We start from the raw sequence: 26,657 nt of genomic DNA on the forward strand, positions 1-26,657 counted from the left end.
AGAACCCTGAGAACCGCTCGACAGTCGTCACCCGGCTGTCAAACGTTGTCACCGATTTTCCACCGTCTGAAAGGGGGCCGCTCGCGTGAGTGTGCTCGACGAGATCATCGACGGAGTCCGTGCCGACCTCGCGGAGCGGCAGGCGCGGGTCAGCCTCGACGAACTCAAGGAGCGTGCGGCGAGGGCTCCAGCGGCCAAGGACGGCGCGGCCGCCCTGCGCGGCGACGGCGTCAAGGTCATCTGCGAGGTCAAGCGGTCCAGCCCCTCCAAGGGCGCGCTCGCCGCGATCGCCGACCCGGCCGCCCTCGCGGCCGACTACGAGGCGGGTGGCGCGGCCGTCATCTCCGTCCTCACCGAGCAGCGCCGCTTCGGCGGCTCGCTCGCGGACCTGGAGGCCGTCCGCGCGCGCGTGGACATCCCCGTCCTGCGCAAGGACTTCATCGTCACCTCCTACCAGCTGTGGGAGGCCCGGGCGTACGGCGCCGACGTGGTCCTGCTGATCGTCGCGGCCCTCGACCAGCCCGCCCTCGAATCCCTGATCGAGCGCGCCGAGTCCATCGGGCTCACCCCGCTCGTCGAGGTGCACGACGAGGACGAGGTCGAGCGCGCGGTGGACGCGGGCGCCCGGGTGATCGGCGTCAACGCGCGCAACCTCAAGACCCTCGAGGTCGACCGCACCACCTTCGAGCGCGTCGCCCCGGAGATCCCCGACTCCATTGTCAAGATCGCCGAGTCGGGCATCCGCGGCCCGCACGACCTCATCGCCTACGCCAACGCCGGCGCCGACGCGGTCCTCGTGGGCGAGTCCCTCGTCACCGGCAAGGACCCCAGGACCGCCGTCGCCGACCTCGTCGCCGCCGGCGAGCACCCGGCCCTGCGGCACGGGCGCGGCTGACCGATGAGCGCAGCCGACCACCGCTCCACCACCGGCCGGCCGGGGACCGCTTCGGCGGCCGGAGCCGTGGGGTGCGCGTGGTCGGCCGCCGTGCCGTCGCAGCCGGGCGCCGATGTCGCCCACATGAGTGATGCGGGGCCGGTAGGCTGTGCCCCGATGTTCTCGATCACCATGACTGTCAAGGACCCCTACGCCCGCCTCGCGCGCGGGTGCCGTCCCCGTGGCTGCCGGGCGCCCGCCCGCCGCGTCCACGGGCGCCGGGTCCGCTATGTCATCGGTGACGAGCCGGGCCAGGTCAACGGCATGCGATGGCCCCGCCGGCGTACGCGCCGGTCCTCCGCGGGTGGCTGACACCGAGTCCGCCGCCTCGTGAACGCCGGGTGCTTGCGCCCCGCCGGTCCGTGAACCCGTCCCTTCCGGCCGCTTCGGCACCACCGATCCGTGCCGCCGTGGTTCGATCGAGGGTTCCTTCCGTCGTGCGAGGTTCGACCGCTCCGTGACTCCACGGGCCGCTCCCGGTCCCCGGCTGTCGCGGGCCGGCACCTCGCCGCTCAGGGACGCCTCGGCCGCCCGGACCGCCGGGCGAACGGCCCCCGGGGACAGCGTGCGCGTACGTGAGCGTGTGATTCCGATGTCCGATCAACCATGGGGCCACGCCCCTGCGAGGTAGCCGTATGTCCAGTGAGTTCTTCATCCCGGACCCCGAGGGTCAGGTCCCCAGCGCCGAGGGGTATTTCGGCGCGTACGGCGGCAAGTTCATTCCGGAGGCGCTGGTCGCCGCCGTGGACGAGGTCGCCGTGGAGTACGACAAGGCGAAGTCCGACCCCGAGTTCGCGTGCGAGCTCGACGACCTGCTGGTGCACTACACCGGCCGTCCCAGCTCCCTGACCGAGGTGCCGCGGTTCGCCGAGCACGCCGGTGGCGCACGGGTGTTCCTCAAGCGCGAGGACCTCAACCACACCGGCTCACACAAGATCAACAACGTGCTCGGGCAGGCCCTGCTCACCAGGCGCATGGGCAAGACCCGGGTCATCGCCGAGACGGGCGCGGGACAGCACGGCGTCGCCACCGCCACCGCCTGCGCGCTCTTCGGGCTCGACTGCACGATCTACATGGGTGAGATCGACACCCAGCGCCAGGCCCTCAACGTCGCGCGCATGCGCATGCTGGGCGCCGAGGTCGTCGCCGTGAAGTCCGGTTCCCGGACCCTGAAGGACGCCATCAACGAGGCCTTCCGGGACTGGGTCGCCAACGTCGACCGCACCCACTACCTCTTCGGGACGGTCGCGGGCCCCCACCCCTTCCCCGCCATGGTCCGCGACTTCCACCGGGTGATCGGTGTGGAGGCGAGGCGACAGCTGCTGGAGCAGGCCGGACGGCTTCCCGACGCGGCCGTCGCCTGCGTCGGCGGCGGCTCCAACGCCATCGGGCTCTTCCACGCCTTCATCCCGGACGCGGACGTACGGCTCATCGGCTGCGAGCCGGCCGGGCACGGCGTCGAGACCGGTGAGCACGCGGCGACCCTGACCGCGGGTGAGCCGGGCATCCTGCACGGCTCGCGGTCGTACGTCCTGCAGGACGAGGAAGGGCAGATCACCGAGCCCTACTCGATCTCGGCGGGGCTGGACTACCCGGGCATCGGGCCCGAGCACGCGTACCTCAAGGACAGCGGCCGCGGCGAGTACCGCGCGGTCACCGACGACGCGGCCATGCAGGCCCTGCGCCTGCTGTCGCGCACCGAGGGCATCATCCCGGCGATCGAGAGCGCCCACGCGCTCGCCGGCGCCCTGGAGGTCGGCAGAGAGCTGGGCAAGGACGCGCTGATCGTCGTCAACCTGTCCGGGCGTGGCGACAAGGACATGGACACGGCCGCCCGTTACTTCAACCTGTACGACACCGCGGCCGACGCGACGGTCGCCGCCGACGCGGACGGCGACATCGCCGAGATCGAGGGGGACGCCAAGTGAGCGGCGCTGCATCTATTGGAGGAAAGGGCCAGCTGTTGAGTGACACCCTCGCCGCCGCGCAGGCGGAGGGGCGGTCCGCGCTCATCGCCTACCTGCCGGCCGGGTTCCCGACCGTCGACGGCGGCATCGCCGCGATCAAGGCGGTCTTCGAGGGCGGCGCCGACATCGTCGAGGTCGGGCTGCCGCACAGCGACCCGGTCCTCGACGGGCCCGTCATCCAGACCGCCGACGACATCGCCCTGCGCGGCGGCGTCAAGATCGCGGATGTGATGCGCACGGTCCGCGAGGCCTTCGAGGCCACCGGAAAGCCCGTACTCGTCATGACGTACTGGAACCCGATCGACCGGTACGGCGTCGAGCGCTTCACCGCCGAGCTCGCGGAGGCGGGCGGCGCGGGCTGCATCCTGCCCGACCTGCCCGTCCAGGAGTCCGCCCTCTGGAGGGAGCACGCCGAGAAGCACGGGCTCGGCACGGTCTTCGTCGTCGCGCCCAGCAGCAAGGACGCTCGCCTCGCCGAGATCACCGCGGCGGGCAGCGGCTTCGTCTACGCCGCCTCGCTGATGGGCGTCACGGGCACCCGGGCATCGGTGGGCGCCCAGGCCCAGGACCTGGTGCGGCGTACCCGGGCCACCCGCACCGGCCTGCCGGTCTGCGTCGGCCTCGGCGTCTCCAACGCCGAACAGGCCGCCGAGGTCGCCGGATTCGCCGACGGCGTGATCGTCGGCTCCGCGTTCGTGAAGCTGATGCTGGACGCACCGGACGAGGCGGCCGGCCTGGACGCCGTACGGGAACTGGCGGGCGACCTCGCGAAGGGTGTGCGCCGGAGCGCGTGACGTTCACCCGTTTGTCGTACGGGAACGGCTGGACGTAACGGGTAATCCGCTCACTCGAACGGGTGGAAGTGGGATCGGGGAGGCGCGGTGCGCCTCCCCGGTTCGTTCTGCGGGATGTGAGCGAGAAGAACCGTGAGGGAAAGCGCACCGCCCGTGAACGGCTGGCGGAGGAGCGCGAGAAGCAGAAGACCGCCGAGAAGCGCCGTCGGGTGCTGATCGTGAGCGCCTCGGTGCTCGGCGTCCTGGGACTGGCCGCCGTGATCGGCGTCGTCGCGGCGAACGCGGGCAAGGACGACGCCGACACCGCGGGCCCCGTGGTGGCGCCCTCGGGGGCCAACGGCGAGGACAGCCTCGCGATCCCCGTCGGGGACACCGGCGCCAAGGCGACTCTCACGGTGTGGGAGGACTTCCGCTGCCCGGCCTGCAAGTCCTTCGAGGACGCGTACCGCTCGACGATCCACGAGCTGACCGAGGCCGGAAAGCTGAAGGTCGAGTACCACCTGGCGACCCTGATCGACGCGAACATGGGCGGCAGCGGCTCGCGGAAGGCCGCCAACGCTGCCGCCTGCGCACAGAACGCGGGCAAGTTCCCCGCCTACCACGACGTGCTGTACGAGAACCAGCCCGCAGAGACGAGTGACGACTTCGCCCAGGAGGCCAAGCTGTTCGACCTCGCGAAGAAGGTGGACGGGCTGGACACCTCCGCCTTCCGCGGCTGCGTCGAGGACGGCACGCACAACAGCTGGGTGGTGAAGTCGAACGAGGCCTTCCAGAAGGGCGGCTTCGGGGGCACCCCGAGTGTCTTCCTCAACGGCACCAACATCTACGCGGACCAGTCCATGACCCCCGCCAAGCTGAAGGAGATGGTGGAGGCGAAGGCCAAGGGGTGAGCCCTGTGGCGCTGTGAGACCCGCGGGGTCCGTGAGGCGTCAAGGGAGTCGTGGTGCGGCGTTATGGACCCGTTGCCGGGGCTGCCCACCGTCGGCCGGGCCCGGCAGGGTAGCGTCGACCCTGCCATGGAACTTGCCTACATTCCCAGCCCGTCGCGCGGGGTGCTGTACCTCGGTCCCGTCCCGCTGCGCGGCTACGCCTTCTGCATCATCATCGGTGTCTTCGTAGCCGTCTGGCTCGGCAACAAACGCTGGCTCGCCCGGGGCGGGCGGGCCGGCACGATCGCCGACATCGCGGTCTGGGCCGTGCCCTTCGGCCTCGTCGGCGGACGGCTCTACCACGTGATCACGGACTACGAGCTGTACTTCAGCGAGGGCCGTGACTGGGTGGACGCCTTCAAGATCTGGGAGGGCGGGCTCGGCATCTGGGGCGCGATCGCCCTCGGCGCGGTGGGCGCGTGGATCGGATGCCGCAGGCGCGGCATCCCCCTCCCCGCCTACGCCGACGCCGTCGCGCCCGGCATCGCCCTCGCCCAGGCGATCGGGCGATGGGGCAACTGGTTCAACCAGGAGCTGTACGGCAAGCCGACCGATCTGCCGTGGGCCCTGGAGATCACGTCCTCCACGGACGGGCGGGTGCCCGGCACCTACCACCCGACCTTCCTCTACGAGTCGCTGTGGTGCATCGGCGTCGCGCTCCTCGTCATCTGGGCCGACCGCCGCTTCAAGCTCGGGCACGGGCGGGCGTTCGCGCTGTACGTCGCCGCGTACTGCGCGGGGCGGTTCTGGATCGAGTACATGCGCGTCGACGACGCCCACCACATCTTCGGGCTGCGGCTCAACAACTGGACCGCGCTGTTCGTCTTCCTGCTCGCCGTGATCTACCTCGTGCTGTCGGCGCGGAAGCGGCCGGGGCGTGAGGAAGTGGTCGAGCCGGGTGTCTCCGACGGTGAGGGGGACGGCCAGGGCGACGCCGACGAGGCCTCGGCTTCGGCGGACCTTGAGAAGGGCGCCGAGAAGGACGTCGAGAAGAAGGACGAGAAGGACGGGGACTCGGAGTCGACGAAGTCCTCGGCGAAGTCCGACACGAAGGACGACGAGACCTCCGACTCCGCTGTCGGGAAGAAGACCGAGTCCGCCGAGAAGAGCTGACGCGTCGCTCCGTGACGGATGCTTCAAAAAACCCACCCGCCCTGACAGGCGGGTGGGTTTTTCGTGTCGGCAGGGCGGTCAGTGTCGGGCGGAGCGGTCGGCCAGGGACAGGGTCCGGTGGGCGCCCGCCACCACGGCCGGGTCGATGAAGCGGCCGTCGGGGAGTGCTTGGGCGCCGGGGTCGGTTGCCGCGGCTACGAGGATCTCCTCGGCCGACTCGATCTCCGCCGGGGTGGGGGCGTAGGCGCGTTCGATCACCGGGAGTTGGCGGGGGTGGATGGCGGCGCGGCCCAGGAAGCCGAGAGCGCGGCCGCGGGCGGAGGTGACCGCCAGGCCTTCGAGGTCTCTCGTGTCCGGGTGGATGGACTGGGCGGGGGCGGGCAGGCCGGCGGCGCGGGCGGCGACGATCACTCGGGAGCGGGGCCAGTCCAGCGCCCTGTCGTCCTGGACGCCCAGGTCGGCGCGGAGGTCCGCCTCGCCGAGCGCGATGCCGTGGAGCGCGGGATGGGAAGAGGCGATCTCATAGGACCGCTCCACGCCCAGAGCCGATTCCAGCAGGGCGTACAGGGGGATCGCGCCTCCTTCCGCGGGGGCGGTCCGTTCCGCCACGCGCACCACCTCGGCGGGCGACGTGACCTTGGGCAGGCGGAGCGCCGCGAGGCCGGGGAGGGAGGAGAGGGCTTTCAGGTCCTCTCCGCAGAGCGGGGTGTCCAGGGCGTTCACGCGTACGTGGACCGGGGCGGGCGGGGGCTCGGAGAGGAGTTCGGCGGTGGCCGATCGGGCGTACTCCTTGCGGTCGGGGGCGACCGCGTCCTCCAGGTCCACGATCACCACATCCGCGCCGGCGGTGAGGGCCTTGGCCACCACCTCCGGGCGGTCGCCGGGGACGTACAACCAGGTCAGGGGGAAGGACGTCACAGGGCGCCCTCCTGGCGGAGGGTCGCGATGTCCGTCTCGGACAGGCCCAGCTCGGTCAGGACCGCATCCGTGTCGGCGCCGTGCGGGCGGCCCGCCCAGCGGATGGCGCCCGGGGTGGCGGAGAGGCGGAAGAGGACGTTCTGCATGCGCAGCGGGCCGAGGTCGGGGTCGTCGACGGTCGTGATGGTGTCCAGCGCCCGGTACTGCGGGTCCGTCATCACCTCCCGCACGTCCTGGATGGGGGCGACCGCCGCCTCCGCCTTCTCGAACACCTCGATGACCTCCTCGCGGGTGTGGCGGGCGATCCACGCGCCGACCGCCTCGTCCAGGACGTCCGCGTGGCGGGCCCGCTCGGCGCCCGAGCCGAACCAGGGCTCGTCGATCAGCTCGGGGCGGCCGACCAGGCGCATCACCCGTTCCGCGATGGACTGGGCGGAGGTGGAGACGGCCACCCAGGAGCCGTCCGCGGTGCGGTAGGTGTTGCGGGGCGCGTTGTTGGCGGAGCGGTTGCCGGTGCGCGGCTGGACGTGGCCGAGCTGGTCGTACCAGAGGGGCTGGGGGCCGAGGACGGTCAGGATCGGCTCGATGATCGCCATGTCGACGACCTGGCCCTCGCCGGTGTGGTCGCGGGAGGCCAGGGCCGTCATCACCGCGTACGCCGTCGCCAGGCCCGCGATCGAGTCGGCGAGGCCGAAGGGCGGGAGGACCGGTGGGGCGTCCGGTTCGCCGGTGATCGCGGCGAAGCCGCTCATCGCCTCGGCGAGCGTGCCGAAGCCGGGGCGGTTGGCGTACGGGCCGAACTGGCCGAAGCCGGTGACGCGGGCGAGGACCAGGCGCGGGTTCGCGGCGGACAGCTCCTTCCAGCCCAGGCCCCACTTCTCCAGGGTGCCGGGGCGGAAGTTCTCGATGATCACGTCGGCGGTGGCGGCGAGGCGGAGGAGGGTGTCCCGGCCGCCGGGCCGCGACAGGTTCAGCGTCAGGGTGCGCTTGTTGCGGCCCAGGAGTTTCCACCACAGGCCCACGCCGTCCTTCGAAGGGCCGTGGCCGCGGGACGGGTCCGGTTTCGTCGGGTGCTCGACCTTGATGACCTCCGCGCCGAAGTCGCCGAGCATGGTGGCGGCGAGGGGGCCGGCGAACAGGGTGGCGAGGTCGAGGACGCGGAGGTGCGTGAGCGGGGGGTCGTACGCCTGGGTCATGGGTGGGGGGTCTCCCGGAGGGTGAGGTGGGCCAGGGTGTCGAAGCCGATGCCGTCGAAGTCCGCGATCGAGGTGGCCAGGCGGTTCTTGAGGGGGGCCGTCCAGCGGTCGGGGAGCGCCGCCGGGGAACCGGCCAGCAGACCGGCGATGCTGCCGGCCGTCGCGCCGTTGGAGTCGGTGTCCCAACCGCCCGACACCGCGCGGCAGACGGAGGCCGTGAAGTCGCCGTCCGCGTGGGTGAGGGCGGCGGTGAGCAGGGCCGTGTTGGGGATGGCGTGCACCCAGTGGTGGTCGGCGTAGGCGGTGTGGAGCGCGTCGACGATCGTGTCGAAGTCGCGGGCCTCGGTGGCGAGTTGGAGGGCGTGGTTGATCGCCCGCGCCAGGCGGGAGGCCGGGGGGACGACGGTCAGGCCGGTGCGCAGACAGTGGTGGATGTCGTGGGTGCCGGTGGCTGCCTCGGCGATGGCGGCCGCGATGTACATCGCCGCGTAGACGCCGTTCGCGGTGTGGGTGAGGGTGGCGTCGCGGTGGGCCTGTCCGGCCGCCGCGGCCGGGTCGCCGGGGTGGGTCCAGCCGTGGACGTCCGCGCGGATCAGGGCGCCGATCCATTCGCGGAACGGGTTGCGGTGGCGGGCGGTGTGCGGGGGTTCGATGCCGGTGAGGAGGTTGCGGTAGGCGATGCGTTCGGCGGTGAACGTGCGGCCGGCGGGGAGCTCGTCCAGCCAGAGCCTCGCCACGTCGGCGGTGGTGAAGTGCGGGCCGTGGCGGTGGAGGAGGAGCAGGTTGAGGAGCGGGTAGTTGAGGTCGTCGTCCTCGGGCATGCCGTCGATGTTCTCGGCCAGGGAGGTGGAGGCCGAGCGGCGGTTCCAGGGGTGGGCCGCCAGGAGGTCCGGAGGGACGCCCCGGGTGGTGAACCAGGTGGTGAGGGGCCAGTTGCCGGTGGCGCGGGCGAGTTGGCGGATGGCGGTGAGGGGGAGCTTCTCGACGGGTTTGCCGAGCAGGCAGCCGACGGCGCGGCCGAGCCAGGCGGCTTCCAGGCGGGGGGTGTACGTGGCGGGCTCGTACGTGGCTGACTCGTATGTGACTGACTCGTACGTGGCGGGCTGGGTGGGTCGGCCCGGCCAGTTCGGGCACAGGGCCTTGATACTGCTCAGGTCCGTCGGCTCGTCGTCCGTCAACGTGCTTGGCAGGTCGGCCAGTTCGTCGAGGAGGTCCTCGGCGAGTTGGCGGAGGTAGCGGGACGGGGGGGTGGGGGAGGAGCCGGCGCGGAGGGGGGCCGGGGGGCCGCCCGCCGTGTGCCAGCGGGTGGCGATGGCCGAGGGCTCGCGGCCGTCCTGGCGGGCCTGGTGCAGTTCGTGGCCGAGGAGGTCCTCCGGCTGGACCCAGGTGAGGCGGAGGGGGGTCACCGGAGGGACGCCAGGGTGGTGAAGGCGGCCTCGTGGGCGCGGCGGCGGCGGACGTCCCGCTCATGGATCTCGCGGGTGACCGCGGTGAGCGTCGTGGCGGGGGCGTGCAGGTCGAGGCGGCTGGCCTCGGCCACCGTCTTGGCCCAGTCGGACGGGATCTCGGAGCCGAGCGCGCCCGCGAGGGCGCCCGACATCGTCGCGATCGAGTCGCAGTCGCGGCCGTAGTTCACCGAGCCGAGGACCGCGTGGCGGTAGTCGCCACGGGCCACCAGCAACATGCCCAGGGCGATGGGGAGTTCCTCGATCGCGTGGAGGCGGGAGGGGCGGCGGGCGCCGAGGGAGGGGGCACGGTAGTCGGGGCCCACCGTGTCGAACGGGGTCACCGCCTCGCGGAGCGGTCGTAGCGCCGACTCGAAGTCCGTGTACCGGTGCGCCACCTCGCACACCGACTCGATCGCCGCGCGCGTGCCGTCCTTCGCCAGGGCGAGGCAGGTCTCGATCACCGACTCGGCGGTCGCGCCCGGCGTGCACGCCGCCGCGCACGCCGCCGCGAAGACGCCGGCCGCCTCCCTGCCGTACGAGGACTGGTGGGCGCCCGCGATGTCGAGTGCCTCGGCGTACGCGCCCGGCGGATCGGCCGCGTTGACCAGTCCGACGGGGGCCATGTACATCGCGGCGCCACAGTTGACGATGTTGCCGGTGCCGGCCTCACGGGGGTCGATGTGGCCGTAGTGGATACGGGCCACCAGCCACTTCTCGGCGAGGAAGACCCGCTGGAGGGGGAGGGCCTCCGCCTCCAGTTCGGGGATCCAGCGCGGGGTCGTCATCATGTCCGGCACCAGGTGCTCGGCGATGGCGTACGCGTCCAGGTGGTCGCGGACGTGGTCGTACACCCGTACCAGCGCGTGGGTCATCAAGGTGTCGTCGGTGACGTGGCCGTCGCCCTTGTGGTACGGGGCGATGGGGCGGGCGGTGCGCCAGCCGTCGCCGTTCCAGGGGCCGACGATGCCGTGGACGCGGCCGCCGTGGCGTTCGAGGATCTGTTCCGGGGTGTAGCCCTCGACCGGGCCGCCGAGGGCGTCGCCGACGGCGGCGCCGACCAGGGCGCCGGTGATGCGCTCTTCGAGGGGCGCTCCGGTATCAGCCACTGTGTTGTATTTGGCTTCGTTTGGTGGTGTCATGCCTGAATCATCCTCCTGGGACGGCGAGTTCCGTGGCTGCGAGCAGTTCGGCGAGGTGTACGAGATCCGTGCCGGTGAGCCTGGGCAGGGCACAGCCGGAGAGGGTGCGGCAGGCGTTCCGCCAGGTGTCGGGGATGGCGATGCCGCCGCCGAGCGCGCCGGTCAGGGCGCCGGCGAGGGCGGGCGCGGAGTCGGCGACACGGGAGAGGCAGGCGGCGGCGGGGACGGCCTCGGCGATCCGGCCGTGGGCGGCGGTGGCGAGGGCGAGGGCCACGGGGACGGTCTCCGCGGCGGCGATGCCGTAGCTGTAGACGTGGTCGACGATCTGGTGCTCAAGGAGCGGGACGAGGGCGAATGTTCCTTCCTTTTTGTGGCGTTGGGCGAGATCCAGAGCGTGCCGGGCGTTGCGGCCGATCTCCGTCTCCTCGGGGAGTTCGGCGAGGGCGGCCGCCACGCAGTCGTCGACGTCCGCGCCGACGAGCGCGAGCGCGAGCGCGGCGGCCATCGCGCGGGCGCCGTGCACGCCGTCGCCGTCCTGGGTGTAGCGGGCGTCGAACTCGGCCAGTTCGGCGGCGAGTCGGGGGTCGCCCGGGTGCGCCACCGCCAGCACGCAGGCGCGTACGCAGGCCGCGTCGTCGAAGTAGTGCGGGTTGTCGTGGCCGGTGGCGGGCGGGCGCAGACCGGTGGCGAGGTTGCCGAGTCCGGCGCGTACGGAGATCCGGGCGCGCAGGGGGAGTACGGCGGACTCGACCTCGGGGGCGCGTTCGGCGGCGGCCGCGATCTCGCTGGCCACGGCGTTCCAGGACAGGTCGATCGAGGCCCGGGTGCGCCGCTCCAGGCTCAGGTCGCCGAGCGCGCCCGCGTCCCCGGCCCGCAGCACCGCCTCCGCGGCGAACGCCGCCCACTCCGCGTCGTCGGAGGGGCCGAGGCGTAGGGGCTCGGGGGGTTGGTTCAGGGCGATCGGCACCGGCAGCGTGGTCGTCGCGTTCTGCTCGGCGAACGTGTCCAGCTCACGGGTGAGGCGACGTGTCCACTCCGGCATCCGCGCGGCCCGATGCCGCGCGGCGGGCCACCCCGCGGCGTCGCCCGCGGCGAGGCCTAGGAGGAGGCCTTCGATGCGGCGGGGGTGGGGGGCGGCGGGTTTGGGCGGCGTGGGTGGCGTGGGGGTGGGGGGGTGGTGGAGCCGGGGAGTTGGGGAGTCGGGAGCGGCGAGGGCGGCGGGGGTGGCGGGGTGGCGGAGCTGCGAGGGGCTGCCGACCGGCGATGGGGTCGGGGTGGGGTGGGGGTCGGTGTCGGTCGACCCGGCGGGGTGCGACTCGGCGTTGGTCGACCCGGCGGGGTGCGACTCGGCGTTGGTCGGTCGGGCGGCGTGCGGCTCGGTGTCAGTCGGTCGGGTGGGGCCCGGCTCGGCGTCGGCCGACCAGCCGGGAGGCGGCTCGGCGTCGGTCGGCAGGGTGGGGTGCGGCTCACTGTCGGCCGGTCGGCCGAGGTGCGGTCGCCCATGGTCCAGTTCGCCGCCGGACCCGCCGGACCCGCCGGACCCGCCGGACCCGCCGGACCCGCCGGACCCGCCGGACCCGCCGGACCCGCCGGGGCCGTCCGCCCCGTCCGGCGGCGGTTCATACGATCCCGGCTCCACCTTGTGGTCGGGCGCCTCGTCCGTCGATGTCAGGGTCATGGCTGTACCTCCTTCTCGTCCGTGGCCAGCACGTACGCGGTGGGATCGGGGGTCGTCCAGTCGCCGGGCAGGGGGCCAGTGATCCACTTGCCGGACTCGTCGGGGGTCAGCAACTCGGCTACGTCGAGGACGTGGTGGCCGGCCATGGAAGGCAGGCAACTGCCTCTCGCGGGGCCGATGGCGGCGGTCCACTCGGGCGGGATGGACGAGGCGCCCCGGGTGGCGCCGGCCAGGGCGCCGGCGACGGCGGCGGTCGTGTCGGCGTCGCGGCCCATGTTCACGGCGGTGAGGACCGACTCGGTGAAGTCGCCGTCGGCCGCCGCGTAGGCGCCGAAGGCGAGGGCGACGGCTTCGGGGGCGAGGTCGGTCCAGGGGTAGCCGCCGATGACGACCGCGGAGCGGACCGCGCGTTCGCCGCGGTGGGCGATGGCGACCGCGCGGCGCAGTGAGCGGGCGGTCCAGGAGTCGTCGGGGATCACGGCGAGGGCGGAGGCGACGACGGCGATCGTGGGGGCGCCCGCCATCGCCGCGGCCACGCCGGCGGCGACCGCCTGCCCGCCGTAGATGCCCTCGCCGTCGTGGCTGACCGAGCCGTCGATGGCTACCAGGCGGGCGGCCTCCGCCGGACGGCCCGCCGCGAAGACGCCGAAGGGCGCGGCGCGCATGGCCAGGCCGTCGCTCCAGGCATGCCGGTGCTGGGCGGAGATCGGCGCGGCGAGGCCCCGGCGGAGGTTCTCCAGGGTGCCGCGTTCGCTGAAGCCGGCGCCCCGGAAGGGGCCCTCGTCCCGGTCCGCGATCCACTGGTGCCAGGCCGTCTCCACATGGCTGACAGTCAGCGCCGAGCCGTGCCGGGCCAGCAGCAGCCCGGAGAAGATCGCGTACTCCGTGTCGTCCGTGCCCGAGGGGCGCTCGGCCACATACCCCGTGATGCGCCCCCAGCGCGCGCGGATCTCGGACGGCTTCATGTTCTCCGCGGGCGCCCCCAGCGCGTCCCCGACGGCGAGTCCCAGCATGGCCCCGCGTGCCCGCTCGCGGAGGTCGGCGGCGTCCCCCGGCGCCAAAACCGGAGGAATGCAGGCGATGGAAGGCATATGGCGCCTCTCTGGCCCGGTGGGCAGGTCTGGCCCGATGGGCAGTTGATCCGCTCTGAAGATTTCGAGGATTTCGAAGATTCGCTGGGAAGATCTCTGCCACATCGGGTGCCCCACCGGCGCCCGGAACGCCTCCGTATCACCCGGTCGACATCTGTGCATGGTCATGTACGAATGAGCGGCAACGATTCCTCGAACAGTCGAGAGTCGTCGTCGGCCCACCTCGCAGGCCCGGGTAAGTACGGCCTTCCTTGCTGGCAGAAGCGATTTTCCGAGCGTACGTTCGAGCTATGGCGATCATCGACACTGAGGCCTCGCTGCACGAGGCGCACCGCGACAACCACACCCACCGGGACGTGAACGGCGGCTGGCTGCGGCCCGCCGTGTTCGGGGCGATGGACGGTCTCGTGTCCAACCTGGCGCTGATGACCGGGGTCGCGGGCGGGTCGGCGGGCCGGGAGGCGATCGTCGTCGCCGGACTCGCGGGGCTCGCCGCCGGGGCCTTCTCCATGGCGGCCGGCGAATACACCTCCGTCGCCGCGCAGCGCGAACTCGTCGAGGCCGAACTCGATGTCGAGCGGCGGGAGTTGCGCAAGCACCCCAAGGACGAGGAGAAGGAGCTGGCCGCGCTCTACGCCGCCCGTGGTGTCGAGCCGGGGCTCGCGTACGAGGTCGCGAGACAACTCTCGCGCGATCCCGAGCAGGCCCTCGAGATCCACGCGCGCGAGGAGCTGGGCATCGATCCCGGCGACCTGCCCTCGCCCGCCGTCGCCGCCGCGTCGAGCTTCGGCTCCTTCGCGCTGGGCGCCCTGCTCCCCGTGCTGCCGTATCTGCTCGGCGCGAGCGCGCTGTGGCCGGCCGTGCTGGTGGCGCTCGTCGGGCTGTTCGGGTGCGGTGCGGTGGTGGCCAGGGTGACGGCCAGAACCTGGTGGTTCAGCGGGCTGCGGCAGCTGGCCCTCGGAGGTGCCGCGGCGGGTGTGACGTACGCCCTGGGCAGCCTGTTCGGTGCGGCCGTATGATGGATCGGATGGCTACGTATGCGCGGGACCGCATAAGTAGTCGTTACTAGGCGGTTTCGAATGCTTAACCGCTGGGCATGAGCCGTAAGCGCGCGGGCAAAGACGCCCGCGCCGCACCCGTAAGTAGTGGGCGACGACGTCTCCTGCGCCCCCGAGTCGATGGACACCGATCTGTCCGGTTGACTCCCCCTGATCCCGCCGCCGTGCGCCGCACCCGCTTCGCACCTGCGCGGCGTCCGCATGTTGGAACGAAGTATCCCGGTTCCCGAGAATCGCTCCATCATGTAACCTGCACGAAATTTTGCACTTTACGCAGAGGGCCAACGTCGTCCCTCGGCACACGCATATGCCAGATGACGACGACGGGAGAGCCGATGCGTACGCCGCGCCAGCCGTCCCAGCACTCCACGAATGGCCAGAAGTGGTCCTTCATGGATGCTCGCCCTGCTGCGCAGGGTATGTACGACCCCCGCAACGAGCACGACGCCTGTGGCGTCGGCTTCGTGGCCACCCTCACCGGCGAGGCGAGCCATGCGCTGGTCGAGCAGGCGCTCACGGTTCTTCGCAACCTGGAGCACCGCGGCGCCACCGGCTCCGAGCCCGACTCCGGTGACGGCGCCGGCATCCTCTCGCAGGTTCCCGACGCCTTCTTCCGCGAGGTGGCCGGATTCGAGCTGCCCGAGGCGGGCTCGTACGCCGTCGGTACGGGCTTCCTGCCCGAGGAGGGCACCGAGGACGCCGTCGCCCGCATCGACGCCATCGCGGCCGAGGAGGGCCTGACCGTCCTCGGCTGGCGCGAGGTGCCCGTCGCCCCCGAGCTGCTCGGCGCGACCGCCCGCTCGACGATGCCCGTCTTCCGTCAGGTCTTCGTCACCGACGGTTCCGGCTCGGCCGCCACGGGCATCGACCTCGACCGCAAGAGCTTCGTGCTGCGCAAGCGCGCCGAGCGTGAGGTCGACGTCTACTTCCCCTCGCTGTCCGCGCGGACCATCGTCTACAAGGGCATGCTGACCACCGGCCAGCTGGAGCCCTTCTTCCCGGACCTGTCCGACCGCCGCTTCGCCTCCGCGATCGCGCTCGTGCACTCCCGCTTCTCCACGAACACCTTCCCGAGCTGGCCGCTCGCCCACCCGTACCGCTTCGTCGCGCACAACGGCGAGATCAACACGGTCAAGGGCAACCGCAACTGGATGGTGGCCCGCGAGTCCCAGCTGGCCTCCGGCCTCTTCGGGGGGCAGGAGACGCTGGACCGGATCTTCCCTATCTGTACGCCGGACGCCTCCGACTCGGCGTCCTTCGACGAGGTCCTGGAACTGCTCCACCTCGGCGGCCGCTCCCTGCCGCACTCCGTGCTGATGATGATCCCGGAGGCGTGGGAGAACCACGACTCCATGGACCCGGCCCGCCGCGCCTTCTACCAGTTCCACTCCACGATGATGGAGCCCTGGGACGGCCCGGCCTGTGTCACCTTCACCGACGGCAAGCAGGTCGGCGCGGTCCTCGACCGCAACGGACTGCGCCCCGGCCGCTACTGGGTCACCGACGACGGCCTCGTCGTCCTCGGCTCCGAGGTCGGCGTCCTCGACATCGACCCGGCCAAGGTCGTCCGCAAGGGCCGCCTCCAGCCCGGCCGCATGTTCCTCGTCGACACCGTCGAGCACCGCATCATCGAGGACGACGAGATCAAGGCCGGCCTCGCCACCGAGCAGCCGTACGCCGAGTGGCTGGAGGCCGGGGAGATCGAGCTCTCCGACCTGCCCGAGCGCGAGCACATCGTGCACACCCACGCCTCGGTCACCCGCCGCCAGCAGACCTTCGGCTACACCGAGGAGGAACTGCGCGTCCTCGTCGCGCCGATGGCCAAGGCCGGCGCCGAGCCGATCGGTTCGATGGGCACGGACTCGCCGATCGCCGCGCTGTCCGCGCGCCCGCGCCTGCTCTTCGACTACTTCACCCAGCTGTTCGCGCAGGTCACCAACCCGCCGCTGGACGCGATCCGCGAAGAGCTGGTCACTTCGCTCCGCAGCTCCCTCGGCCCGCAGGGCAACCTCCTCGAGCCGACCGCCGCGTCGTGCCGGAGCGTCACCCTGCCCTTCCCGGTGATCGACAACGACGAGCTGGCCAAGCTCATCCACATAAACGCCGACGGCGACATGCCCGGCATGAAGGCCGCCACGCTGTCGGGCCTCTACCGGGTCTCCGGCGGCGGTGACGCCCTCGCCGCGCGCATCGAGGAGATCTGCGCCGAGGCCGACGCCGCCATCGACAACGGCGCCCGGCTGATCGTCCTCTCCGACCGCCACTCGGACGCCGAGCACGCGCCGATACCGTCGCTGCTGCTCACCGCGGCCGTCCACCACCACCTCATCCGCACCAAGCAGCGCACCCAGGTGGGCCTGCTGGTCGAGGCCGGTGACGTCCGCGAGGTCCACCACGTCGCCCTTCTCATAGGCTTCGGCGCCGCGGCCGTGAACCCGTACCTGGCGATGGAGTCCGTCGAGGACCTGGTCCGGGCCGGCACGTTCCTGCAAGGCATCGAACCCGAGCAGGCCATCCGCAACCTGATCTACGCCCTCGGCAAGGGCGTCCTGAAGGTCATGTCCAAGATGGGCATCTCCACGGTCGCCTCCTACCGAGGCGCCCAGGTCTTCGAGGCCGTCGGCCTCGCGGACGAGTTCGTCACGAAGTACTTCAACGGCACCGCCACCAAGATCGGCGGCATCGGCATCGACGTCGTCGCCAAGGAGGTCGCCGCCCGCCACGCCAAGGCGTACCCGGCCAGCGGCATCGCGCCGGCCCACCGCGCCCTGGACATAGGCGGCGAGTACCAATGGCGCCGCGAGGGCGAGCCGCACCTGTTCGACCCGGACACGGTCTTCCGCCTCCAGCACTCCACGCGCACCCGCCGCTACGACATCTTCAAGAAGTACACGGACCGCGTGAACGAGCAGTCCGAGCGGCTCATGACCCTCCGCGGGCTCTTCGGTTTCAAGAGCGACCGGGAAGCGATCTCCATCGACGAGGTCGAGCCGGTCTCCGAGATCGTCAAGCGCTTCTCGACCGGCGCCATGTCGTACGGCTCGATCTCCCGCGAGGCGCACGAGACGCTCGCCATCGCCATGAACCAGCTGGGCGGCAAGTCCAACACCGGTGAGGGCGGCGAGGACTCGGACCGTCTGTACGACCCCGCGCGCCGCTCCTCGATCAAGCAGGTGGCGTCCGGCCGCTTCGGTGTGACCTCCGAGTACCTGGTCAACGCCGACGACATCCAGATCAAGATGGCCCAGGGCGCCAAGCCCGGCGAGGGCGGTCAGCTGCCCGGCCACAAGGTGTACCCCTGGGTCGCCAAGACCCGGCACAGCACCCCGGGCGTGGGCCTCATCTCCCCGCCCCCGCACCACGACATCTACTCCATCGAGGACCTGGCCCAGCTGATCCACGACCTGAAGAACGCGAACCCGCAGGCGCGGATCCACGTGAAGCTGGTCTCCGAGGTCGGCGTCGGCACGGTCGCGGCGGGTGTGTCCAAGGCACACGCGGACGTCGTCCTCATCTCCGGCCACGACGGCGGTACGGGCGCCTCCCCGCTCACCTCGCTGAAGCACGCCGGCGGCCCCTGGGAGCTCGGCCTCGCCGAGACCCAGCAGACGCTGCTCCTGAACGGCCTGCGCGACCGCATCGTCGTCCAGACCGACGGCCAGCTGAAGACCGGCCGTGACGTCGTCATCGCCGCGCTCCTCGGCGCCGAGGAGTTCGGCTTCGCCACCGCGCCGCTCGTCGTCTCCGGCTGCGTCATGATGCGCGTCTGCCACCTGGACACCTGCCCGGTCGGCATCGCCACGCAGAACCCGGTGCTCCGCGAGCGGTTCTCCGGCAAGGCCGAGTACATCGTGAACTTCTTCCAGTTCATCGCCGAAGAGGTCCGCGAGATCCTCGCCGAGCTGGGCTTCCGCACCATCGAGGAGGCCGTCGGCCACGCCGAGACGCTCGACGTGACCCGCGCGGTCGACCACTGGAAGGCCCAGGGCCTGAACCTGGCCCCGCTGTTCCACGTGCCCGAGCTGCCCGAGGGCGCGGTGCGCCACCAGCTGATCGAGCAGGACCACGGCCTGGAGAAGGCGCTGGACAACGAGCTGATCAAGCTCGCCGCCGACGCCCTGGCCGCGTCCAGCGCCACCGACGCCCAGCCGGTGCGCGCCCAGGTCAAGGTCCGCAACATCAACCGCACGGTCGGCACCATGCTCGGCCACGAGGTGACGAAGAAGTTCGGCGGCGCGGGTCTGCCCGACGACACCATCGACATCACCTTCACCGGCTCGGCGGGCCAGTCGTTCGGCGCGTTCCTGCCGCGCGGTGTGACGCTGCGCCTGGAGGGCGACGCCAACGACTACGTCGGCAAGGGCCTCTCCGGCGGCCGCGTCGTCGTCCGCCCCGACCGGGGCGCCGACCACCTCGCCGAGTACTCGACGATCGCGGGCAACACCATCGCCTACGGCGCGACCGGCGGCGAGCTCTTCCTCCGCGGCCGTACGGGCGAGCGGTTCTGTGTCCGCAACTCCGGCGCGACGGTGGTGTCCGAGGGCGTGGGCGACCACGGCTGCGAGTACATGACCGGCGGTCACGCGGTCGTCCTCGGCGAGACGGGCCGCAACTTCGCGGCCGGTATGTCGGGCGGCGTCGCCTACGTGATCGACCTGAACCGCGACAACGTCAACGCCGGCAACGTGGGCGCCGTCGAGGCCCTGTCCGACGACGACAAGCAGTGGCTGCACGGTGTGGTGCGCCGCCACGCCGAGGAGACCGCCTCGACGGTCGCCGAGAAGCTGCTCGCCGAGTGGCCCGTGGCCGTGGAGCGCTTCAGCAAGATCATCCCCAGCACGTACAAGGCAGTGCTCGCCGCCAAGGCCGCCGCCGAGCAGGCCGGTCTCTCCGAGACCGAGATCACCGAGAAGATGATGGAGGCGGCGATCAATGGCTGACCCGAAGGGCTTTCTGAACCACGGGCGCGAGGTCGCCAAGTCCCGCCCCGTCGACGTACGCCTGAAGGACTGGAACGAGGTCTACGTTCCGGGCTCCCTGCTCCCGATCATCTCGAAGCAGGCTTCGCGCTGCATGGACTGTGGCATTCCGTTCTGCCACAACGGCTGTCCGCTCGGGAACCTGATCCCCGAGTGGAACGACTACGCCTACCGCGAGGACTGGACGGCGGCGTCGGAGCGGCTGCACGCGACGAACAACTTCCCGGAGTTCACCGGGCGGCTGTGCCCGGCCCCCTGCGAGTCGGCGTGCGTGCTCGGCATCAACCAGCCGGCCGTCACCATCAAGAACGTCGAGGTCTCGATCATCGACAAGGCGTGGGAGACGGGCGACGTCGCCCCGCAGGCTCCCGAGCGCCTCTCCGGCAAGACGGTCGCGGTCATCGGCTCGGGCCCGGCGGGCCTGGCGGCCGCGCAGCAGCTGACGCGTGCCGGTCACACGGTCGCGGTGTACGAGCGCGCGGACCGCATCGGCGGCCTGCTGCGCTATGGCATCCCCGAGTTCAAGATGGAGAAGCGGCACATCAACCGCCGCATCGAGCAGATGCGTGCGGAGGGCACCCGCTTCCGTACGGGCATCGAGATCGGCCGCGACCTCAAGGCCACGGACCTGAAGAAGCGTTACGACGCCGTCGTGATCGCCGCCGGCGCAACGACCGCCCGTGACCTCCCGGTCCCCGGCCGTGAACTGGCGGGCGTCCACCAGGCCATGGAGTACCTGCCCCTGGCCAACAAGGTCCAGGAGGGCGACTTCGTGGCGCCCCCCATCACGGCCGAGGGCAAGCACGTCGTCGTCATCGGCGGCGGCGACACGGGCGCGGACTGCGTGGGCACGGCCCACCGCCAGGGCGCGGCCTCCGTCACACAGCTGGAGATCATGCCGAGGCCGGGCGAGGACCGTGCCGCGAACCAGCCGTGGCCGACCTTCCCGATGCTCTACAAGGTCACCTCGGCGCACGAGGAGGGCGGTGAGCGGGTCTACTCCGTCTCCACCACCCACTTCGAGGGCGACGAGGACGGCAACGTCCAGTTCCTGCACCTCACCGAGGTCGAGTTCATCGACGGCAGGCTGACCCCGAAGCCGGGCACGGAGCGCAAGATCCCCGCCCAGCTGGTCACCCTCGCCATGGGCTTCACGGGCACCGACCGGGAGAACGGCCTGGTCGACCAGTTCGGCCTGGACCTGGACGAGCGCGGCAACATCGCCCGCGACGCCGACTTCCAGACCAACGTTCCGGGCGTCTTCGTCGCCGGTGACGCGGGTCGCGGCCAGTCGCTCATCGTCTGGGCGATCGCCGAGGGCCGGTCCGCGGCTCAGGGCTGCGACCGGTTCCTCACGGGCGCCAGCGAACTGCCTTCGCCGATCCGGCCCACCGACCGGTCGTTGATGGTCTGACCGCCGCTCGAATCAACACGGTGACCTGACGGTCACCCCACATACGTCCCGTACAAAGGCGTACGGAACACAGACGGCGCCTGCCCGCCAGTCCCCGACCGGACGACTGGGCAGGCGCCGCCGCATGTTCTCGGGCACCTCAGCCCGTCATCCCCGACACCTTCCCCACCGCCAGCACCACCAACAACGCCAGCACCCCCGCGCACGCCCCCGCCTGCACCAGCACCCGCCGCCGGTCCCGGGGTGCGTAGGCGAACGCGAAGGCGATCAGGCCACCCGTGAGCAGACCGCCGAGGTGTCCCTGCCAGGACGTGACGACCGCCGAGATGACCAGCCATACCAGCAGCCCGGCCATGAAGCGGTTGATCCCCGCCGGGTCGGCGCCCAGGCGGCGGGCGAGGACGTAGTACGCGGTGCAGACGCCGAAGATCGCGCCGGAGGCGCCGACCGTGGTGGCGTCGGGGGCCAGGAGCAGGACGAGGACCGAGCCGCCGAGGGCGGACAGGAGGTAGAGCGCGAGGTAGCGGGTGCGGCCGAGTTGGGACTCCACGATCCTGCCGACGTTCCACAGCGTGACCATGTTCATCACGATGTGCAGGATGCCGAAGGTGCCCTCGGTGGGCGGGAGATGGAGGAAGGCGCCGGTGAGCAGGCGGTACCACTCGCCGTCGATCACGCCTTCGAGGTGGAAGTCGGCCGGGTAGGCGCTCTGCCAGACGTAGTGCAGGCCGTCCGGGCCGGCCAGGCCCCGGCCCAGCATCGCGAAGTCGTCCACGACCTCCGCACGGAGCAGTTCGGCGACGTAGGCCATGACGTTCAGGCCGATCAGGATGTACGTCACCAGCGGGACGGTCGAGATCCGGCCGCCGAAGGCCGTGCGGGCCTGGCGGACCGTTCGCGCGCCCTCCTTCACACACTCCGGGCACTGGTGGCCCACGGCCGCGTCGCGCATGCAGTCCGGGCAGATGAACCGCTCGCAGCGGGTGCAGCGGACGTACGACTCCACTTTCGGGTGGCGGTAGCAGGTGGTGACGGCGGGCTCGGACGGCGAGGGGGACGGGGATTCTGGTTCCACGACCGGCTCCTTGGGAGTGCGGGACTGATGACGAGCCGGTGAGGGCGGCGGCGAACAAAATAGCGAACGATGAGGGGCTGGTGGTGAGGGGGAGGTGTTTGCGGTGCCATAGCCTCGGGTGTTCCGCAGAGCTTCGGTGCCAGGAGGCCCCCCGTATGTCCGCGATCAGCCTCAGCAAGGTGCGGGAGACCGCCCCGGCGCTCGTCGATCTCTACAAGGCCGCCGGGGTGTCTCTCGACGAACACGGGCTCGACGGACTGCGGGCCGCCGTGTACCTCGTCGTCGACTACAGCGGTTCCATGAAGCCGTACTACAGGGACGGGAGTGTGCAGGCGCTCGCGGATCGGGTGCTCGGGCTGTCGGCCCACCTTGACGACGACGGGCGCGTGCCCGTCATCTTCTTCTCGACCGATGTCGACGCCGTGGCGGACATCGCCCTCGCCGAGCACCAGGGGCGGATCGAGCGGATCGTGGCCGGGCTCGGACACATGGGGAAGACCAGCTACCACCTGGCCATGGACACTGTGATCGACCACTATCTCGACAGCGGCGCCACGGCACCCGCTCTCGTCGTGTTCCAGACCGACGGCGGGCCGATCAACAAGCTCGCAGCCGAACGGTACGTGTGCAAGGCCGCCCGCCTCCCCCTCTTCTGGCAGTTCATCGGCTTCGGTGACCCGGACAGCAAGCAGTTCGACTTCCTGCGCAGGCTCGACGAGTTGGCGGTGCCGGGCAAGCGGGCCGTCGACAACGCAGGGTTCTTTCATGCCGGTTCGGATCCGAGGGCCGTGTCCGACGGGGAGTTGTACGACCGGCTGTTGGGGGAGTTCCCGAGTTGGCTGGCCGGGGCGCGCGCTCAGGGGATTGTCCCCTGAGGGGAGTCACGGAAGTGGGGAGTGGGCCCCATTTACATCATCGAGCGTGCGTGCCACCCTGAGACAGGCCGAGGGGAGGGCGACGCATGGACGGCGTGCGGGCGGTCGGGGCGGGCGGCAGTCGGAGGGGTGCCGCGACGGGCGGCAAGGGGGAGCGGGTCGCGGACTGGGCCGACGGACGGCTCGGGCTGTACGGCATCGCCAAGACCAATCTGCGCAAGGTGTTCCCGGACCACTGGTCCTTCATGCTCGGCGAGATCTGCCTCTACAGCTTCCTCATCCTGATCCTCACCGGCGTCTGGCTGACCCTGTTCTTCGAGCCGAGCGGTGCCGAGGTCGAGTACAACGGCACGTACGAGCAGCTCAACGGCGTCCTGATGACCCGGGCCTACGAGTCCACGCTGGAGATCAGCTTCGATGTGCGCGGCGGTCTGCTGATCCGGCAGATCCACCACTGGGCGGCGCTGGTCTTCGTCGCCGGGATGCTCGTCCACATGATGCGGGTGTTCTTCACGGGCGCGTTCCGCAAGCCGCGCGAGATGAACTGGGCGTTCGGCTGGACGCTGCTGTTCCTCGGCATCATCACCGGGCTGACCGGCTACTCGCTCCCGGACGACCTGCTCTCCGGCACCGGTCTCCGCTTCGCGCAGGGCGCCATCCTGTCCGTCCCGGTCGTGGGGACGTATTTCTCCTTCTTCCTCTTCGGAGGGGAGTTCCCCGGGCACGACATCATTTCGCGGCTCTTCCCGATCCATGTGCTGTTGCTGCCGGGGATCATGCTGGCGCTGGTCGTCGCCCATCTGATCCTGGTCTTCTACCACAAGCACACGCAGTACCCCGGGCCCGGACGGGACCAGAAATCGGTGGTCGGCATGCCGTTCATGCCGGTCTACATGGCCAAGGCCGGCGGCTTCTTCTTCCTCGTCTTCGGCGTGCTCACCTTCATGGGCGCGATCGCGACCATCAACCCGGTGTGGGCCTTCGGGCCCTACCGCCCCGATCTCGTCACCACCGGCGCCCAGCCGGACTGGTATCTCGGCTTCTCCGAAGGCCTGATCCGGGTGATGCCGGGATGGGAGATCAACGCCTTCGGGCACACCCTCGCCCTCGGCGTCCTCATCCCCTTCTCCCTCTTCCCGCTGATCATGCTGGCCATCGGCGTCTACCCGTTCGTCGAGGCCTGGATCACCGGCGACAAACGCGAACACCACCTCCTCGACCGTCCCCGCAACGTGCCCGTCCGCACCGGCCTGGGCGTGGCCTGGCTGAGTCTGTACGGCGTCCTGCTGATCGGCGGCGGCAACGACATCGTCGCCACCCATCTCCATCTCTCCATCAACGCCATCACCTGGTTCGTGCGCATCGGCTTCTTCGTGGTGCCCGTCGTCGCCTTCATCGTCACCAAACGGATCTGCCTGGGGCTCCAGCGCCGGGACCGCGACAAAGTGCTGCACGGCCGCGAGACCGGCATCATCAAACGGCTCCCGCACGGCGAGTACGTCGAGGTCCACGAGGCGCTCTCCCCGGAGCAGCTGTTCGCGCTCACGCAGCACGATCAGGACCCGCCGTACGAGGTCGGGCCGGTCGTCGACGCGGGCGGGGTGCGGCGCCGGGTCCGGCCCGTCGACCGGCTGCGCGGCCGCCTCGCCCACGCCATGTTCGGGCCCGGGACACGGATTCCCAAGCCGACGGTCGAGGAGTACCGGGAACTCACCAGCGGCGACCACCACCACTGAGAACCGCACTCCGGCATTCGGCCGGGCTGCCCCACGCGGTCCGCAGCGCCCGCGCCTTGGTCAGCCACAGCGACAGGTCGTACTCGGCCGTGTAGCCGATCGCGCCGTGCAGTTGGAGTGCGGTGCGGGCGGTCGTGTACGCCGCCTCGCAGGCCGTCACCTTGGCGGCGGCCACGTCGGCCGGGTCCAGGGTGACCGCGGCCCCGAAGACCAGCGGGCGCGCGAACTCCAGGGCCACCTTCGCGTCGGCCAGCCGGTGCTTCACCGCCTGGAACGAGCCTATGGGGACGCCGAACTGGGTGCGTTGCCCGACGTACGCCACCGTCCTGTCCAGCAGGGCGAGTCCGACGCCGAGGGCCTGGGCGGCGACCGCGAGCCGGGCCCAGGTGAGGGCTTGGGCGACGGACGGCGGGTTCGTGGCGAGGAGTTCGCCGCCGGGGGTGAGGGGGGTCAGGCGGCGGGCCGGGTCCACGGAGGGGCGGATCGGGCCGTGACCGGGGGACAGGCGCAGCTCTTCCGCGTCGAACGACAGACGGATCGCCGCCGCGTCACCGTCCAGTGCGAGCGGGAGCCCGAGCGCGTGCGACTTCGGCTCCCGCGTGAGGGCGTACGGCCCCGGCTCCCGCCCCGGTGTCGGCGGCTCCGGCTCCGGCCCCGGCCCCGGCCCCGGCCCCGACTCCGGCCCCGACTCCGACTCCGGCCCCGACTCCGGCCCCGGCCCCGGCCCCGACTGCGGCGCGAGCGCCGACGGCCTCGGCCTCGAAGGCGCGACCGTGGCCATGGCCTCCCCGGTCACCAGCGCCGGGAGCAGGCGCTTGGCCGGGCCCGGGTCGTCCAGCCCGGCCAGGAGGACCTCCGTCGTCACCGTCTCCACGAGCGGGCCGGGCACCGCGTGCCGCCCCAGCTCCACGAAGGCGACCGCCAGTTCGACGGGAAGGGGGCCCACCCCCTCGTACGCCTCCGGAGCCGCCAGCGCGAAGACGCCGGCCCGCGCGACACGGGACCACAGCGCACGCCCGGCCGCGTGCTCGCCGCGCCCCCAGGCCCGTACGACCGCCGGGGTGTCCGCGGCCGCCAGCATCGCGTCCAACGACTCGGCGAAGGCCCGCTGCTCGCTGTCGAGGAGGAAGCGCATCAGCGGCGGCCCTTCGGGGTGAGGACAGGCATCAGCGGCGGCCCTTCGGCAGGCCGAGCAGGCGCTCGGCGATGATGTCGCGCTGGATCTCGTTGGTGCCGGCGTAGATGGGGCCGGCGAGGGCGAAGACGTAACCCTCGGACCAGTCGGTGTCCGCCAACTCGCCTTCCTCGCCGAGCAGTTCGAGCGCCGTTTCGTGCAGGGCGATGTCGTACTCGGACCAGAAGACCTTGTTCAGGCTGGACTGCGGGCCGAGCGTCTCGCCGTCGAGGAAGCGGGAGGCGCTCGCGCTGGTGAAGAGCTGGTAGGCGCGGGCGCCGATCAGTGCGTCGGCGACGCGGTCGCGGGTGGCCGACGGGCTGCCCCGGGCATGCCAGAGAGCCAGGAGCCGGTTCGCGGAGGCGAGGAAGCGGCCCGGGGAGCGGAGCATCAGGCCGCGTTCGTTGCCGGCCGCCGACATCGCGATGCGCCAGCCCTGGCCGGGCTCGCCTATGACGTCCTCGTCCGGGACGAACACCTCGTCGAGGAAGAGCTCGGCGAAGGCCGGCTTGCCGTCCAGGCGGCCGGTCGGCCGGACCGTCACACCCGGCGCGCGCAGGTCGAACATGAGGTACGTCAGCCCCTGATGGGGTTTCGGAGTGCCACGCTCGCTGCGGAACAGGCCGAACGCGCGATCCGCGAAGGCCGCGCGCGACGACCAGGCCTTCTGGCCGCTCAGCAGCCAGCCCCCGTCCGTGCGCACGGCTCCGGAAGTGAGGGAGGCCAGGTCCGAACCGGCGTCGGGCTCCGACCAGGCCTGGGCCCACACCACCTCGCCGGAGGCCATCGGCGGCAGTACGCGCGCCCGCTGCTCCCGGGTGCCGTGGTCGAAGAGGGTCGGGGCGAGGAGACTGATGCCGTTCTGGCTGACGCGCCCCGGGGCGCCCGCCGCGTAGTACTCCTCCTCGAAGATCAGCCAGCGCTGGAGGTCCGCGTCGCGCCCGCCGTACGCGGTCGGCCAGGTCACCACCGACCAGCGGCCGGCGGACAGCTCGGCCTCCCAGCCGCGGTGGGCCGCGAAACCCTCCGCCGTCTCCAGGGAGGGCAGCGGCTCCGGCGGGACATGGGCACGCAGCCAGGCGCGCGCCTCGGCGCGGAAGGCCTCCTCGGCGGGGGAACGGGCGAGGTCCACGGGCCAC

Annotated in this window: 20 protein-coding genes; 11 read left to right on the forward strand and 9 right to left on the reverse strand. The window is 71.6% G+C overall.

Annotated elements, in window-relative coordinates:
• Positions 1-85 precede the first annotated feature (85 nt).
• From trpC to lgt, 6 genes are all read left to right on the forward strand, one after another.
• Complete coding sequence (gene trpC / locus I8N67_RS21505; RefSeq protein ID WP_200304796.1) at positions 86-895, forward strand: indole-3-glycerol phosphate synthase TrpC; 810 nt, start codon at positions 86-88, stop codon at positions 893-895.
• A 156-nt stretch (positions 896-1,051) separates the two neighbouring features.
• Positions 1,052-1,246: a tryptophan biosynthesis modulator TrpM gene (trpM, locus tag I8N67_RS44265; RefSeq protein ID WP_200304829.1), complete on the forward strand. Its 195-nt coding sequence runs from the start codon at positions 1,052-1,054 to the stop codon at positions 1,244-1,246.
• 323 nt (positions 1,247-1,569) lie between these two features.
• Positions 1,570-2,862 carry a tryptophan synthase subunit beta gene (trpB, locus tag I8N67_RS21515; RefSeq protein WP_200304797.1) on the forward strand — a complete coding sequence of 431 codons (1,293 nt, stop codon included), beginning with the start codon at positions 1,570-1,572 and terminating at the stop codon, positions 2,860-2,862.
• A gap of 14 nt (positions 2,863-2,876) precedes the next feature.
• Complete coding sequence (gene trpA, locus I8N67_RS21520) at positions 2,877-3,695, forward strand: tryptophan synthase subunit alpha (RefSeq protein ID WP_200304830.1); 819 nt, start codon at positions 2,877-2,879, stop codon at positions 3,693-3,695.
• 116 nt (positions 3,696-3,811) lie between these two features.
• A complete protein-coding gene (locus I8N67_RS21525; protein WP_200304798.1) occupies positions 3,812-4,585 on the forward strand; it encodes a DsbA family protein in 774 nt (257 codons plus the stop codon).
• A gap of 126 nt (positions 4,586-4,711) precedes the next feature.
• A complete protein-coding gene (gene lgt, locus I8N67_RS21530; protein WP_200304799.1) occupies positions 4,712-5,737 on the forward strand; it encodes a prolipoprotein diacylglyceryl transferase in 1,026 nt (341 codons plus the stop codon).
• A gap of 78 nt (positions 5,738-5,815) precedes the next feature.
• On the opposite strand, the gene I8N67_RS21535 is transcribed toward lgt, so the two are convergent.
• The 6 genes from I8N67_RS21535 to I8N67_RS21560 all read right to left on the reverse strand — a co-directional run bounded on the left by I8N67_RS21535 (position 5,816) and on the right by I8N67_RS21560 (position 13,207).
• Positions 5,816-6,655, reverse strand: coding sequence for an HpcH/HpaI aldolase/citrate lyase family protein (locus I8N67_RS21535; protein WP_200304800.1), 840 nt, complete (start codon positions 6,653-6,655; stop codon positions 5,816-5,818).
• A complete protein-coding gene (locus I8N67_RS21540) occupies positions 6,652-7,851 on the reverse strand; it encodes a CaiB/BaiF CoA transferase family protein (RefSeq protein ID WP_200304801.1) in 1,200 nt (399 codons plus the stop codon). The genes I8N67_RS21535 and I8N67_RS21540 overlap by 4 nt, the downstream gene beginning before the upstream one ends.
• Positions 7,848-9,257, reverse strand: coding sequence for an ADP-ribosylglycohydrolase family protein (locus I8N67_RS21545; protein ID WP_200304802.1), 1,410 nt, complete (start codon positions 9,255-9,257; stop codon positions 7,848-7,850). Before I8N67_RS21545 ends, I8N67_RS21540 begins: the two co-directional genes overlap by 4 nt.
• A complete protein-coding gene (locus I8N67_RS21550) occupies positions 9,254-10,438 on the reverse strand; it encodes an ADP-ribosylglycohydrolase family protein (protein WP_200304803.1) in 1,185 nt (394 codons plus the stop codon). Before I8N67_RS21550 ends, I8N67_RS21545 begins: the two co-directional genes overlap by 4 nt.
• A gap of 7 nt (positions 10,439-10,445) precedes the next feature.
• Positions 10,446-11,891 carry an ADP-ribosylglycohydrolase family protein gene (locus I8N67_RS21555; RefSeq protein ID WP_372443772.1) on the reverse strand — a complete coding sequence of 482 codons (1,446 nt, stop codon included), beginning with the start codon at positions 11,889-11,891 and terminating at the stop codon, positions 10,446-10,448.
• A 221-nt stretch (positions 11,892-12,112) separates the two neighbouring features.
• Positions 12,113-13,207 (reverse strand): ADP-ribosylglycohydrolase family protein, encoded by a 1,095-nt coding sequence (locus I8N67_RS21560; protein ID WP_200304804.1) that lies wholly within the window; start codon positions 13,205-13,207, stop codon positions 12,113-12,115.
• A 290-nt stretch (positions 13,208-13,497) separates the two neighbouring features.
• Here I8N67_RS21560 and I8N67_RS21565 point away from each other — a divergent pair, with 290 nt between their 5' ends.
• From I8N67_RS21565 to I8N67_RS21575, 3 genes are all read left to right on the forward strand, one after another.
• Positions 13,498-14,226: a VIT1/CCC1 transporter family protein gene (locus I8N67_RS21565; protein ID WP_200304805.1), complete on the forward strand. Its 729-nt coding sequence runs from the start codon at positions 13,498-13,500 to the stop codon at positions 14,224-14,226.
• A 374-nt stretch (positions 14,227-14,600) separates the two neighbouring features.
• Positions 14,601-19,205: a glutamate synthase large subunit gene (gene gltB / locus I8N67_RS21570; protein ID WP_200304806.1), complete on the forward strand. Its 4,605-nt coding sequence runs from the start codon at positions 14,601-14,603 to the stop codon at positions 19,203-19,205.
• Positions 19,198-20,658, forward strand: a complete 1,461-nt coding sequence (locus I8N67_RS21575; protein WP_200304807.1) for a glutamate synthase subunit beta — start codon at positions 19,198-19,200, stop codon at positions 20,656-20,658. The genes gltB and I8N67_RS21575 overlap by 8 nt, the downstream gene beginning before the upstream one ends.
• 139 nt (positions 20,659-20,797) lie before the next feature.
• Here I8N67_RS21575 and I8N67_RS21580 read toward each other — a convergent pair whose 3' ends face one another.
• Positions 20,798-21,733, reverse strand: coding sequence for a rhomboid family intramembrane serine protease (locus I8N67_RS21580; protein WP_200304808.1), 936 nt, complete (start codon positions 21,731-21,733; stop codon positions 20,798-20,800).
• 155 nt (positions 21,734-21,888) lie between these two features.
• Between I8N67_RS21580 and I8N67_RS21585 the strand changes: the two genes are divergently transcribed.
• Positions 21,889-22,608, forward strand: coding sequence for a vWA domain-containing protein (locus tag I8N67_RS21585; protein WP_200304809.1), 720 nt, complete (start codon positions 21,889-21,891; stop codon positions 22,606-22,608).
• Positions 22,609-22,694: 86 nt separating this feature from the next.
• The gene (gene qcrB, locus I8N67_RS21590) at positions 22,695-24,344 is read left to right on the forward strand and encodes a cytochrome bc1 complex cytochrome b subunit (RefSeq protein ID WP_200304810.1); all 1,650 of its coding nucleotides are present in this window, start codon (positions 22,695-22,697) and stop codon (positions 24,342-24,344) included.
• Here qcrB and I8N67_RS21595 read toward each other — a convergent pair.
• Both I8N67_RS21595 and I8N67_RS21600 read right to left on the reverse strand, forming a co-directional pair.
• Complete coding sequence (locus tag I8N67_RS21595) at positions 24,319-25,479, reverse strand: acyl-CoA dehydrogenase family protein (protein WP_200304811.1); 1,161 nt, start codon at positions 25,477-25,479, stop codon at positions 24,319-24,321. The two genes, qcrB and I8N67_RS21595, sit on opposite strands and share 26 nt — an antisense overlap.
• Positions 25,480-25,510: 31 nt before the next feature.
• Complete coding sequence (locus I8N67_RS21600) at positions 25,511-26,650, reverse strand: acyl-CoA dehydrogenase family protein (protein ID WP_200304812.1); 1,140 nt, start codon at positions 26,648-26,650, stop codon at positions 25,511-25,513.
• Positions 26,651-26,657 lie beyond the last annotated feature (7 nt).

This window comes from Streptomyces adelaidensis, from assembly GCF_016598475.1.
GTDB classification, from domain to species: domain Bacteria; phylum Actinomycetota; class Actinomycetes; order Streptomycetales; family Streptomycetaceae; genus Streptomyces; species Streptomyces adelaidensis.